Below are 13,492 nucleotides of genomic sequence, written 5' to 3'. Positions count from 1 at the left end.
CTCCCTTGCGCCTGCTCCATTGAGCAGGGTTACTGCATAATTATGACAATCTCCCTGATTGTCACTCTCGCGTCCAGCGGACTTTCAAACTAACGGCAAATTACAAAAAGGTCAAATTTTCTTTAATTCTGGTCATAAATTCTGGATTATTCAAAGTCAACTATTTATCTATATGATTTATAGTGGTTTATTATTTTTTTGAAATATTTTGTTTACAATTGAAAGTGTCAGAAATGAGACTTTTTTACTGTAAAAGGAAGTGATTTTTATTTGCAGAGGAGGTCGGTGTTAAAAAGGATAAAACACTGATTCATTTTAAATAAAAAAGCCAGCTCCTGGGAGCTGGCTTTAAATTTTAGGATAAAATCAAGGTTGATCAGGATTCTGATAGCATAAGTGAATGGTCTTTCGCTTCTAACTTAGAATCACCCATCAGGTAAGCATCAATTTCACGGGCACATTCACGGCCTTCGTTGATGCATCGCACCACAAGTGACTGGCCGGTCCGCATATCGCCCGCAGCAAATACGCCTGGCTGGTTGGTGGCAAATCCCTGAGTAGCGACATTACCGCGATCATCCAGAGCAATATTGAGCTGAGCCAGCACACCCTGCGGTTCCGGATGCAGAAAACCCATGGCCAAAAAGGCCAGGTCACACGGAATGATGCGCTCAGATCCCGGGACTTCTTCAAAACCAGGACGCTCACCAGGCTTGGCTTCGTTCCAGTGGATATCCGCAATACGCAGTGCCGTGACCTGACCGTCGTCGTTGCCGATAAATTCCTTGGTCAGAATATTCCAGTGACGCTCGCACCCTTCTTCATGGGAAGTAGAGGTACGCATGATCATTGGATAAGCCGGCCAAGGCTGATTCGCCGGACGCTTCTCAGGCGGCATCGGCATGATTTCGACCTGAGTAATGCTGGCTGCCCCATGACGATTCGAGGTGCCCACACAGTCAGAGCCGGTATCACCGCCGCCAATCACCACCACATGTTTCCCTGCAGCATGGATCTCTGCTGTTTTCAGATCCATATTGTTGGCGCGGCGGTTATTCTGGCTCAGAAACTCCATTGCAAAATGAACACCTTTCAGCTCCCGGCCAGGGATCGGCAGGTTACGCGGCACAGTGGAACCGCCGGTCAGCAGGACCACATCGTGCTGCTTGCGCAATTCGCGGGCATCGATATCCACACCAATATGGGCATTGACGACAAATTTGATCCCCGCCTGTGCCATCATATCCAGTTTGCGGTCAATCACACTCATGCTGAGTTTGAAATCCGGAATACCAAAGCGCAGCAGACCGCCTATTTTTTCGTCGCGCTCGTACACTGTGACTGTATGGCCGGCACTGTTAAGCTGCTCCGCGGCTGCCAGGCCTGACGGGCCGGAGCCGATAATCGCCACGCTTTTGCCTGTGCGGCTGCGCGGGGTTTTCGGCTTTGCGTAGCCTTCACGGTATGCTGTTTCAACAATGGTCTTCTCTATGTTACAGATGGTGATCGGATCTTGGTTGATCCCCAGTACACATGAGCTCTCACACGGAGCAGGGCACACGCGCCCTGTGAATTCCGGGAAATTATTGGTCGAGCTCAGGATATGCCAGGCTTCTTCCCAGCTATCGCGGTACACGGCATCGTTAAACTCAGGGATGATATTGCCGATTGGGCAGCCGTTGTGACAGAAAGGCACGCCACAATCCATGCAACGTGAAGCCTGTGTGCCGATTTTGCTGCCGAACTCGTCATTCAGAACGAACTCTTTGTTGTCCTGAATACGTACTTCAGGGGCAATTTTTGACGGCAGTTCACGGCCGTGCTCGAGAAATCCGGTTGCCTTACCCATGGCTCACCTCCAGTGCTTCCTTGTTCTGTGCTTCTGCTGCTTTACGCTTTTGCAGTACGGCTTTGTAGTCGCGTGGCATCACTTTGACGATGTGCTTGAGGTTTTCCTCAAAGTTACTGAGGAAGGTTTCAGCCACCGTACTGCCGGTCAGTTGCTGATGTCGGGTCAGCATGTCTTTGAGCAGCGCGACGTCTTCGCTGTCCAGCGGATCCAGATCCACCAGCTCAGGGTTGAGTTTGCTTTCAAAGTCGTTGAACTGATCCCAGACATACGCTACACCGCCGCTCATTCCGGCTGCGAAGTTGCGACCGGTCTGACCGAGAATAATCGCCACGCCGCCTGTCATGTATTCGCAGCCGTGATCGCCGACCCCTTCAACCACCACACGGGCACCTGAGTTCCGGACACAGAAACGTTCACCGGCTTTACCACGGATGAAAGATTCACCCGATGTGGCACCGTAGAAGCAGACGTTACCGACAATAATATTATCTTCGGCAATCAAGTCGGACTTGGCATCCGGATAGAGGACCAACTGACCGCCCGACAGGCCTTTGCCCCAGTAGTCATTGGCATCGCCTTCCACTTCAAAGTGCACGCCTTTGGCCAGGAAAGCGCCCAGGCTCTGGCCGGCAGAGCCTTTGAACTTCACCTGCATCGGTTGCGGCAGGCCCTGATCTTTGTAGACTTTGGAGATCTCGTTCGACAGCATCGTGCCAACGCTGCGATCGATGTTGGTGATCGGGAACTCAGCATTGACCGCTTCACCGCGCGCCAGTGCAGGCTGAGCCGCAGCAATCAGCTGACGGTCAAGCACGGCATCCAGATGGTGGTTCTGGCTGCACTGGTTGTAGATACCGTCGGCCTCACGGGCCGGCTCAATGTGCAGCACTGGGCTGAGATCCAGGTTTTTGTATTTCCAGTGACCGATGTTGTCGCGGATTTTCAGGTGCTGCGACTGACCGACCATCTCATCGATGGTACGGAAGCCCAGCTCTGCCATGATTTCGCGCAGGCCTTCGGCCATGTACTGGAAGAAGGTCACCACGTCTTCGACACGGCCGTCGAAACGTTCACGCAAGGTCTTGTTTTGTGTAGCGATGCCAACAGGGCAGGTGTTTTTATGACACTTACGCATCATGATACAGCCTTCCACCACCAGAGCGGCGGTGGCGACACCCCATTCTTCCGCACCCAGCAGGGTGGCGACAGCCAGGTCACGTGGCGTTTTCATCTGACCGTCACTTTGTACCACGATCCGGTTACGCAGGCCGTTTTTCAGCAGTGTCTGGTGTGTTTCTGCCAGACCCAGTTCCCACGGCAGACCCGTATGGCGGATCGAGGAAATCGGCGAGGCGCCGGTACCGCCGTCAAAACCGGCAATCAGGACCACATCAGCTTTGGCTTTGGCAACACCTGAAGCGATGGTGCCGACACCGGCTTCAGAAACCAGTTTGACGTTGACGCGGCTCTTGCGGTTAGCGTTTTTCAGATCGTAAATCAGCTGCGCCAGATCCTCGATCGAGTAAATATCGTGGTGTGGCGGTGGCGAAATCAGACCGACCCCCGGGGTGGAGTGACGCGTCGCCCCGATCCAGTCGTCTACTTTATCACCCGGTAGCTGACCGCCTTCGCCCGGCTTGGCGCCCTGAGCCATCTTGATTTGCAGCTCATCGGCGTTGGTCAGGTAATAGGAAGTCACCCCGAAGCGGCCAGACGCGACCTGCTTGATGGCAGAGCGTTCCCAGTCGCCGTTTTCTTTTTTCTCGAAACGGGCTGGGTCTTCACCGCCTTCGCCTGAATTCGACTTGGCGCCGATACGGTTCATCGCCACTGCCAGAGTCGAGTGCGCTTCATGGGAAATCGAACCGAAGCTCATCGCACCAGTGGCAAAGCGCTTGAGAATGTTTTCAGCCGGTTCGACTTGATCCAGCGGGATACTGCGGCTGGTATCCACAGCAAACTGAAGCTGACTGCGCAAAGTGGCGGCGTGGTCCCCCTGGCTGTCGACGGCGTGGCAGTATTGCTTGAACTGATTGTAGTCTTTGCCACGTGTTGATTGCTGCAGCAGAGAAATCGTGGTCGGGTTAAACAGGTGTTTTTCACCACGCTGTTTCCACTGATATACACCACCGACATCCAGCATTTGCAGCGGGATATCACGCAGCGGATAACCGATACGGTGGCGGATCAACACTTCTTTGGCAATGTCATCCAGGGTCAGACCCTGAATCCGTGACACAGTGCCGGTGAAATATTTATCGACCACAGCTTTGCTGATCCCCAGTGCTTCAAAGATTTGCGCGCCGTGGTAGGACTGCAGGGTCGAGATGCCCATTTTGGAGAAGATCTTCAACAGGCCGCCATTGACGGCTTTGCGGAAATTGCTGAAGTACTTGTCAGCGCTGATGTCTTTATCCAGCTTGTTCCGCTGTTGGAGCGACACAATGGTTTCAGTGACGATGTAAGGGTTGACCGCATTGGCACCATAGCCGATCAGGGTGGCAAAGTGGTGTGTTTCGCGGGCATCACCGGTTTCAACCACCAGATCACACTTGGCGCGCAGGCCTTTGCGGATCAAATGGTGGTGCACCGCGCCGACAGCCAGCATGGCCGGAATGTGGGCATGCTGCGAGTTGACGGCACGGTCACTGAGGATCAGGATCGAGTAGCTGTCATTGACTGCATCTTCGGCGTGCTGACACAGATGGTTCAGTGCCTGTTCCAGCTTGCCTGCTTCATCACTGGCCTTAAATACGATATCCAGCGTTTTGGCCTGCAGATGGGGCTTGTCGATAGCGCGCAGTTTTTCCAGCTCGGCATCACTCAGTACCGGCGAGTTCAGCTCCAGTTTCTGGCAGTGCGACGGACCTTCGCTCAGCAGGTTCTGATCTTCACCCAGATAGGTATTCAGTGACATCACCATACGTTCGCGGATCGGGTCGATCGGCGGGTTGGTCACCTGAGCAAACAGCTGCTTGAAGTAATGGGACAGATGCTGCGACTGATGCGACAAAATTGCCAGCGGCCAGTCCGCCCCCATGGATCCCAGCGGCTCTTTGCCGTCGCCCGCCATTGGCAGAATGATTTCGTTCACTTCTTCATTGCTGATGCCAAAAGCCTGCTGCTGATGCAGCAATTTTTCAGCTTCAGGCTGGGTGTGGCTGTAATCAGCGTCAGGCAGATCGCTGAGGTGAAGCAGGTTGTTTTTCACCCAGTCTTCATAAGGTTTGGCGGAGGCAATGCTGTCTTTGACTTCGTCATCAGAGACGATGCGGCCTTGCTCCAGGTCTGCAACAAAAATGCGTCCGGGCTGCAAACGGCCACGGAAATGGACATTCTCTGGTGCGATATCCACTACGCCGGATTCTGAGGCCATGACCAGGAAATCATCTTTGGTCACAGTGTAGCGAGACGGACGCAGGCCATTGCGGTCCAGAGTCGCACCCACTTGCACGCCGTCCGTGAAACAGACAGATGCCGGGCCATCCCAGGGCTCCATCAGGTTGGCGTGATACTGGTAGAAGGCACGGCGTTTGGGATCCATGGCCGGGTTTTCCTGCCAGGCTTCCGGGATCAGCATCATCAGCGCATGTGGCAAACTCCGGCCAGACAACACCAGCAACTCCAGCGCCATGTCAAAGTTGGCAGAATCGGACGCACCTTCCTGACAAATCGGCAGCAGCATGTTCAGCTCTTCTTCGCTGAATAAGTCTGATTGCAGCAACGCCTCGCGGGCTTTCATCCAGTTCAGGTTACCGCGCACTGTGTTGATTTCACCGTTATGGGCAATGTAACGGAAGGGCTGAGCCAGACGCCATCTCGGGAAGGTGTTGGTGGAAAAACGCGAGTGAACCAGCGCTAAGGCACTGACCATGGCCGGGTTTTGCAGATCGAGGAAATACTGAGGCACCTGCTCTGTGGTGAGCTGGCCTTTGTACACCAGCGTTTTGCTGGAGAAGGCGTTAATGTAGAAATCGTCACCAATATTGGTCACGCTTTCCAGACAGACACGAACCGTGTAGTTACGCAGGACATACAGCTTACGCTCCAGTTCTTCCTGTGGCATCTCGCTGCCGCCGGTCACAAAAGCGTGTTCAAATTGCGGCTCAGTGCTGAGGGGATCGGCACCTATCATGCTGTTATCTGTCGGCAGTACGCGGTAACCAAGCACGCTCAGACCGAGGCGCTGGGCGTTACGGGCCAGAATGTCGCGGCACTGTTCGCGTTTGTCTTCGTCTTTCGGAAACAGGATGACCCCGACGCCATATTGCTCAAAAGCAGGCAGTGTCAGGCCAATTTTCTGACATTCCTGCAACAGGAATTCGTGGGGCTTTTGCAGCAGGATACCGGCACCGTCACCACTGCAGGGATCGCAACCCTGGCCACCCCTGTGCTCCATACGAGCCAGCATGTCCAGCGCCTGCGTGATGACCTGGTGGGACTTACGGTTCTTGAGATGGGCAACAAAGCCGATACCACAGGCATCGTGCTCCATTTCAGGGACATAAAGCCCCTGACCATTCAACACTTGATCTGTCATAACTACATCCTTCCAGTGTAGAGCAGACGGTTCCTCCGTCTGCGGTTCCCTATTTATTTTTATATAGACCTGCATGTCCTGGTCAGCCGGGCATCTTGCCCGTGACTGGCCGCAGGAGGGCTGCCTTATCTGAAGGGAGGCAGCCGGTCTCAGTCGTACGGGCCAAGCGAGTACGCCAAAGACATGAAAGCCACCCTGACGGATGGCAATCTGGTTATATAATGCACACAATGAAAATATATTACAGATCTGTCGGCTGAATTACCATCACTAAATCCGACTTTAGTTGTAGCTGACGCTGAAGGTTTGGCCTGGTTAGTTAATTTAATGACTATAAATTCATTTTTATGATGTGTTATTGAATTGTTAATCACTGGTGCGGCAGGATGGGATTTTTGGATGGAAAACATTCAGTTGAATTTGTGGTTATTTTATTTCATGTTGAGTTGTTGGCATGATGAAATGTGATTTGGCTCCAGTGGTAGCGGATTACTCTGTCCTGTGGAATGCAATCAGTGTCGAATCCTTGACGCTCAGGAGTGTCAAACATCACTTTTTGGCATATTAAAAATCCGCGACATGCAGCAGCTTCTTGCAACTGTGTTAAATTGGCGGCTGGTATTGCAGAGCCAAGATGGCCGACACGGGGAACCGCCAGGGAAGACTGCGGGGAGAAAAAACAGCATGCAGAAAGTGAAGAGGGTTGCGTTGGCTATCCTGTCCTGTACCGCTTTACCGGTATGGGGGATAGCGGAAGAAGGGCTGAACATGTCAGTCATTGGGATGACATTTCTGTTGGTAGCAGTTCTCACTTCATTGGCGGCCTGGATTGTCCATCATTTAGGTAGTCTGGCCTTTCGGCGTCTTCATGCCACGATTTCCAGGCTGCCGATTGCGGCGGCTATTGTCCGCAGTAAAGATGGTGAACTGTTTTATGCCAATGCCAGCTGCCGAGAACTGCTGGGGGTCAGTAAAGTCGAGAACCGCTATTACTACCCGGAAGGCATTGGCGCGCGGATGATGGCCGATGTACTTCGTCCTCTGCAACCTGGTACGGGGTTCGAAAACGTAGAAGAAACACTGCAACTTGGCCATTCAACGATTCGGGTGCTGATTTCCGGTCAGTTGCTCAGTTATCGCTGGCAATCGGCCTGGTTGCTGTTTTTCGTTGCACCCACCAGTCCGGCGAACCCATATGTTCAGATCGAGCAGCGCGTTTTCCAGCGCGTCCTGAACTCACTGTCAGAGCTGGTCTATTTTCAGGATAAAGCTGGCAATATCATCGGCACCAATACCGCCTTTGACCGTTTCTGGCGCGGCCGTCGGGAAGAGGGACTGATCCAGGGCGATCCGACCGGCATCGGCGAAACGCCGGTGATCCATACCTGGACCACGGCGCCGGATGGGTCCAGCCGGTTGCTGGAAACCAACAAAACCGTGATGACAGACGAAGAAGGCCTGGTTATCGGTACCCTGAGCATCAGCCACGACGTTACCGACTGGCATGAGATGCAAGAAAGCCTCAAGCAGGAAATAGAGAAGCGGGAAGTGACAGAGCAGATCCTAGCTCAGCGCAATACGCTACTCAATTCGATCCTCAATGCCAGCCAGGATCCGATTGGTCTGTATAATGAGCACGGTGTCTATGTTGGCTGTAATGAACCCTTCGCTAAAGTGCTGGGCTTTAGTGCCAAAGAGTTGATTGGCAAGACCGCCCGTAACGTGATTGATCCTGAAATGCTGCAGGAGTTTTATCAGACCGACATTAAAGTGCTGAGAGACGGCCTGACCGTGAAAACGGATGCCTATGTCATTCTCGAAACCGGTGAGCCGGTCTGGTATGAAATTGTCAAATCTCCGTATCGCGATCCGACCGATGGTTCGGCCGGCGTGCTGCTGATCGCGCGGGATGTGACAGAGCGTAAGCAGGCTGAGCAGCAACTGGCTGATGCCATTATGGAATTGCAGGAGCTCAGCTTTGTCGACAGCCTGACAAAAGTGGCCAATCGCCGCAGTTTCGATGAACAATTGCGTAAGCTCTGGCACAGCCATATGCGCGAGCAGCAACCTCTGACATTAATTCTTTGTGATATCGACAGTTTTAAAGCTTACAACGATAATTACGGCCACCAGCAGGGGGATAATGCCTTGCAGGAAGTGGCTCAGGTGTTCGATAGCGTGATCCGGCGGGAAACCGATGAAGTTGCCCGTTATGGTGGTGAGGAGTTTGCCTTTCTGCTGCCGAATACACCTTTGGCGGGCGGGCAAACCGTGGCAGGGAAAATCCACAATAAACTGGCTGAAAAAGCCATTCCGCATGGCTTTTCCGACATCAGTGACCTCCTGACGGTCAGTTTGGGGGTGGCGACCATGACACCCATGCCGAATCAGGATTATGGCGAGTTGATTGCAATGGCAGACAAAGCGCTTTACAAAGCCAAAGCCGACGGGCGGAATACCACCCGCCTGATGGCCGAATCAGATGAATTTTAATGCTGCCTGAGGGCAGCATTTTGTTGTAGCAGGAATCACAATGAAACAAATAAAAATGTTGGCGCAGTTCTATGTCGACCTGTTGGTGAAGCTGGGCATCGTGCGCTTCAGCCTGCTGCTGGCCTTGGCTCTGGTGGCCTTGGCTGTTGTGGTACAAGTGGGGGTTACCCTGGCACTGCAGGGTGAAGTGCTGGATATTGATATCGTCCGCTCGGTATTTTTTGGTCTGTTGATTACCCCCTGGGCGGTCTACTTTTTATCTGTGGTGGTGGATCAGCTTGAAGATTCGCGTCAGCGCTTGTCCAAGCTGGTGACCAAGCTGGAAGAAATGCGCTCGCGGGATCTGACCCTGAACAAGCAGTTGAAAGATAACATTACGGAGCTGAATCAGCAGATCGAAGTTCGGATCAAGGCAGAAGAAGAGCGCCGGATTGCGATGCAGGATTTAGAGAATGAGGTGGCACAGCGAGAGAGCGCCCAGCTTGAACTGGCCGAGCAGAGTGCCTTGCTGAAATCGTTTCTGGATGCGTCGCCGGATCTCATTTACTACCGCAACGAAAAGAACGAATTTTCCGGCTGTAACCGGGCGATGGCGGAATTAACCGGCAGAACAGAACAAGAGCTGGTCGGACTGACGCCCTGGGATGTATACAGTGAAGAAGTGGCGAGTAAGATCGTTGAAACCGATCAGCAGGTTTTCACGCAAAACATCTCGCTGACCTATGAGCAGTGGCTGGAATACCCCGACGGCCGCAAAGCCATTTTTGAGTTGCGTAAAGTGCCTTTTTACAGCCGCGATGGCCGCCGGCTGGGTCTGATGGGATTTGGCCGTGACATTACTGAGCGCAAGCAATATCAGGAAGCCCAGGAGAAAGCCAGCCGGGATAAAACCGCCTTTATCTCGACCATCAGCCATGAACTACGGACACCGCTGAACGGCATCGTTGGACTGAGCCGGATGCTGCTGGAGGGGCCGCTCAACGAGCAGCAGCGTGGTTATATGCGGACGATTTATGTCAGCGCCATCACGCTGGGCAATATCTTTAATGACATTATTGATATGGATAAGTCGGATCGCCGCCGTCTGGAGTTGTTGCCGGCGCCGCTGGACTTTGATGCTTTTATTGAAGAGATGGGCAATATTTCCGGTCTGATGGCTGAGCAGAAAGGGCTTCGGTTCGATCTGGAACAGCTGACGGATTTACCCTCTTATATCCAGGTTGACGGCACCCGGTTGCGTCAGGTGCTGTGGAACCTGATGAGCAACGCGACCAAGTTCACCAAAGAAGGTGGGGTGATTCTGTCTGTGAGCAGCGAACTGCTGGACAATCAGCAGGCGGAAATTACCTTTGAGATCGAAGACAGCGGGATCGGCATTCCTGAGTCTGAGCTGGATAAAGTGTTTGCCATGTATTATCAGGTCAAACAGGGACAGGATAATCTGCATGCTGTCGGTACCGGGATTGGTCTGGCAGTCTCGCGCCAGCTGGTGAATATGATGGGCGGGGACATAGAGGTCAGCTCCGAGGTTGGTGAAGGCAGTACCTTTACGGTGACCATTTGTGTCCCTGTACTTGAGCAGATTGTGGAAGATGAAGAGTTGCCGGTACCCGCACAGCGCTCGCTGCGTATTTTCATGGTGGAAGATATTGAGCTGAACATTACGGTGGCCAAGGCATTGCTGGAAGGTTTGGGGCATCAGGTCACAGTGGCGATGCGGGGAGATGAAGCACTGGCGGTGTTTACACCGGATCAGTACGATTTGGTGCTGCTGGATATCCAGTTACCGGATATGACCGGCTTTGAAATTGCCAAAGTTCTGCGCGCACGCTATCGCCAGTTGCCGCCGCTGGTGGCGCTGACGGCGAACGTCATTAAAGACAAGCATGAATATCTGGAACAGGGCATGGATGACGCCATCAGCAAGCCGCTCAGTGTCAAGGCAATCAACGCGGTGATCCAAGCTTTGATCCAGCAGAGTACCGGCCAGACTGAGGGGCAGGCGCCTGTGGTGGCTGATGAGAGATCTCTGAGCGAGGATACGCTGAGTCAACTGCTGGATTTGGAGATGCTGGACTCCTATGTCGATATTGTCGGTGCGCAACCTGTGTATGATTCACTGGCGATGTTCGAAAAAATGATGCCAGAATATCTGGCGATTCTGGATTCGAATATGACGGCGAAAGATCAGGACGGCATTCAATTTGAAGCGCACAAGATCAAGGGCGCCGCGGGTTCTATCGGTCTGAAGCGGATACAGCAGGTGGCCCAGAAAGCCCAGTCGCCGGAACTGCCGGCCTGGTGGGAGAACATCGAAGACTGGGTCGATGAAATAAAAACAAGTTATCAGGACGATTTGACTGTGCTGAAAACCTGGTTGGCCAGTAAAGAAAGCAAATAAACCTGACGGCAAACCATGAAAAAAGCGTCGCAACTGCGACGCTTTTTTGCGTTACCGGACAAGCTGTGTCTGGTTTTAGTTTTCTTCGATGTCGCCGCAGAAACGATACCCTTCACCGTGAATCGTGGCGATGATCTCTGGGGTATCAGACACAGATTCAAAATGCTTACGAATACGACGGATAGTAACGTCAACTGTGCGGTCATGCGGTTTCAGATCGCGGCCAGTCATCTTTTTCAGCAACTCAGCACGGGTCTGGATTTTGCCTGGGTTTTCGCAAAAATGCAGCAGCGCACGAAATTCAGAGCGCGGCAGTTTGAACTGATCGCCGTCTGGGCTGACCAGAGAGCGGCTGTTCAGCTCCAGAGACCAGCCATTGAACTCATAGCGCTCAACCAGTCGGCGATCTTCTGAAGCCAGGCCCTGACTCATGGCGCGAGTGAGCAGGTTACGGGCACGAATGGTCAGTTCTCTCGGATTGAAAGGTTTCGTGATGTAATCATCCGCACCAATTTCCAGTCCAAGGATCTTATCCACCTCGTTGTCACGCCCGGTCAGGAACATCAATGCCATATCGCCTTGCTCACGGAGTTCGCGGGCCAGCAGCAGACCATTTTTACCTGGCAGATTGATATCCATGATCACGAGGTGAACATGATGTTCAGACAGCATTTTGTGCATTTCTGCACCATCGCTGGCTTCTAAAACCGCATACCCTTCAGCTTCAAAGATGCTTTTCAGGGTGTTACGGGTTACGTGCTCGTCTTCTACAATTAGAATGTGAGGGGTTTGCATTGGCAGTACCTAATTACTCAAAACGGAATCTGGTCTAACAGAGAATATTTCAATTCTATAAAAATAATTCGCTTACAGGCAAAGTAACAGAACAGTTGCAGTTTGCACCTGTCTTTTCAACGACCTGCTGGTACGCCATCCTCATTTTTCAGCGGCCCAACGGACAAACTTGCTGAAAAACCCGAACTTGCGGGACTGGCTACAATTTCCCTTGGATGCAGACGATTGTATGCATTTAACAGCGTACTAACAATATGATTTTATTGTATTGCGCTCAGTTTTTTTGATTTTACCGTGCCATACTAGCGAATCGGGGACACTATCTTATTGTTATAGCTCAAACTATCTGTTGTTTCAGCAATGAAAAAAGGCTGTTAAAGACAACAGTTACATGAGTTGACAAAGCTGGAGGATCAGACACATGCCGACAGATGGCCGTCATACCAAGGATGACCCTGTGCAAGACGTCAATGCAGCACAGCATGTCCGGCAAGCAACTTGGCTCAGTTATCAGCAGATCATGTTCCGTGCGTCTGAGCCACCAGGCTATTCAAACTTCGCTATTTTAACCGCGTTTAATCCTGAAAGTATTGTGCTCAGTTGTAAGGAAAATCGTCAGCGACAGCAGGGACTGGAAGCTGAAGTGTCCGCCTTGGGGTATGCTTATCTGAGGCTTGATTGCAGTGCGCCGGACGGGCGCTGGCATGAACCAAGTCTGGCGGTGTGTACCGGGTTGAGTCAGGCCTGTGCGCTGGCCGCCCGGTGGCGGCAAAATGCGATTTATTGGGTATCCAAACAGCAATTGTACTTAGTGCCCGTTCTGCTGGGAAATCAGGGTTTTTCTCAGACCGCGCTCGGGAAATGGCCTGCTTATCTTCATATTCAAGGATTAGAGTAAGGAGTTATACGATGAAAGATCTACTGCCGGATTTGTGTGATCACTACGAGGATGAAGTACGTTGGTTGCCACTGGCACATCGCGACTTTGGTGGGAAATCTGTGTTTTATGGTGAAGTGGTCACACTGCGCTGTTTCGAAGATAACAGCCTGGTGCGGGATATTCTCAATGAAGACGGTACCGGCAAGGTGCTGGTGATCGATGGCCATGGCTCGTTAAATAAAGCCTTGCTGGGCGATCAGCTGGCTCTGCTGGCGATTAAAAATCAATGGGAAGGTATCGTGGTGAACGGTGCGGTGCGCGATGTCGTCGCGCTGAGCGAGATGGCGCTGGGGGTGAAAGCCATCAGTGCATGCCCGTTTAAAACCGAAAAACGTCAGACCGGCGACATAAATGTTACCCTGACCGTCGCACATACACTGGTGTACCCGGGGGATATTCTATATGCCGATCCCAATGGGATCTTGCTGAGTAAAGAGCCGCTGGATTTATCCGTATTCTGAATCTCGTATT

The 13,492-nt window shown here is 52.4% G+C and carries 7 protein-coding genes; 4 read left to right on the top strand and 3 right to left on the bottom strand.

Going from position 1 to position 13,492, the window contains the following annotated elements; genetic code table 11:
* Window positions 1-376 precede the first annotated feature (376 nt).
* Window positions 377-1,849 carry a glutamate synthase subunit beta gene (locus LN341_RS12860; RefSeq protein WP_046219041.1) on the bottom strand — a complete coding sequence of 491 codons (1,473 nt, stop codon included), beginning with the start codon at window positions 1,847-1,849 and terminating at the stop codon, window positions 377-379.
* Window positions 1,842-6,392, bottom strand: a complete 4,551-nt coding sequence (gltB, locus tag LN341_RS12855; RefSeq protein WP_234203503.1) for a glutamate synthase large subunit — start codon at window positions 6,390-6,392, stop codon at window positions 1,842-1,844. The genes LN341_RS12860 and gltB overlap by 8 nt, the downstream gene beginning before the upstream one ends.
* A 684-nt stretch (window positions 6,393-7,076) precedes the next feature.
* Between gltB and LN341_RS12850 the strand changes: the two genes are divergently transcribed.
* Complete coding sequence (locus LN341_RS12850) at window positions 7,077-8,885, top strand: diguanylate cyclase (RefSeq protein ID WP_052729856.1); 1,809 nt, start codon at window positions 7,077-7,079, stop codon at window positions 8,883-8,885.
* Window positions 8,886-8,925: 40 nt separating this feature from the next.
* Entirely contained in the window at window positions 8,926-11,286 is a 2,361-nt protein-coding gene (gene arcB / locus LN341_RS12845) for an aerobic respiration two-component sensor histidine kinase ArcB (RefSeq protein WP_046219039.1), read from the top strand.
* 75 nt (window positions 11,287-11,361) lie between these two features.
* Here the strand turns inward: arcB and arcA are convergent, their stop codons facing one another.
* A complete protein-coding gene (gene arcA / locus LN341_RS12840) occupies window positions 11,362-12,081 on the bottom strand; it encodes a two-component system response regulator ArcA (RefSeq protein WP_046219038.1) in 720 nt (239 codons plus the stop codon).
* Window positions 12,082-12,502: 421 nt separating this feature from the next.
* On the opposite strand from arcA, the gene LN341_RS12835 reads away from it, so the two are divergent.
* A complete protein-coding gene (locus LN341_RS12835; protein ID WP_234203502.1) occupies window positions 12,503-12,979 on the top strand; it encodes a DUF3293 domain-containing protein in 477 nt (158 codons plus the stop codon).
* A gap of 11 nt (window positions 12,980-12,990) precedes the next feature.
* Window positions 12,991-13,482, top strand: a complete 492-nt coding sequence (locus tag LN341_RS12830; protein WP_046219037.1) for a putative 4-hydroxy-4-methyl-2-oxoglutarate aldolase — start codon at window positions 12,991-12,993, stop codon at window positions 13,480-13,482.
* Window positions 13,483-13,492 lie beyond the last annotated feature (10 nt).

Origin of the sequence: Photobacterium sp. TLY01 (genome assembly GCF_021432065.1) — a bacterium.
In the GTDB taxonomy this organism is placed as follows: Bacteria; Pseudomonadota; Gammaproteobacteria; order Enterobacterales; family Vibrionaceae; genus Photobacterium; species Photobacterium halotolerans_A.
Note: the sequence above shows the minus strand (reverse complement) of the source record. Positions and strands in the feature narration are given on the sequence as shown.

Bases quoted from the DNA above. Each gene is read 5' to 3' on its own strand.
- LN341_RS12860 (WP_046219041.1), bottom strand. From the start codon at position 1,849: ATGGGTAAGGCAACCGGATTTCTCGAGCACGGCCGTGAACTGCCGTCA.
- gltB (WP_234203503.1), bottom strand. From the start codon at position 6,392: ATGACAGATCAAGTGTTGAATGGTCAGGGGCTTTATGTCCCTGAAATG.
- LN341_RS12850 (WP_052729856.1), top strand. From the start codon at position 7,077: ATGCAGAAAGTGAAGAGGGTTGCGTTGGCTATCCTGTCCTGTACCGCT.
- arcB (WP_046219039.1), top strand. From the start codon at position 8,926: ATGAAACAAATAAAAATGTTGGCGCAGTTCTATGTCGACCTGTTGGTG.
- arcA (WP_046219038.1), bottom strand. From the start codon at position 12,081: ATGCAAACCCCTCACATTCTAATTGTAGAAGACGAGCACGTAACCCGT.
- LN341_RS12835 (WP_234203502.1), top strand. From the start codon at position 12,503: ATGCCGACAGATGGCCGTCATACCAAGGATGACCCTGTGCAAGACGTC.
- LN341_RS12830 (WP_046219037.1), top strand. From the start codon at position 12,991: ATGAAAGATCTACTGCCGGATTTGTGTGATCACTACGAGGATGAAGTA.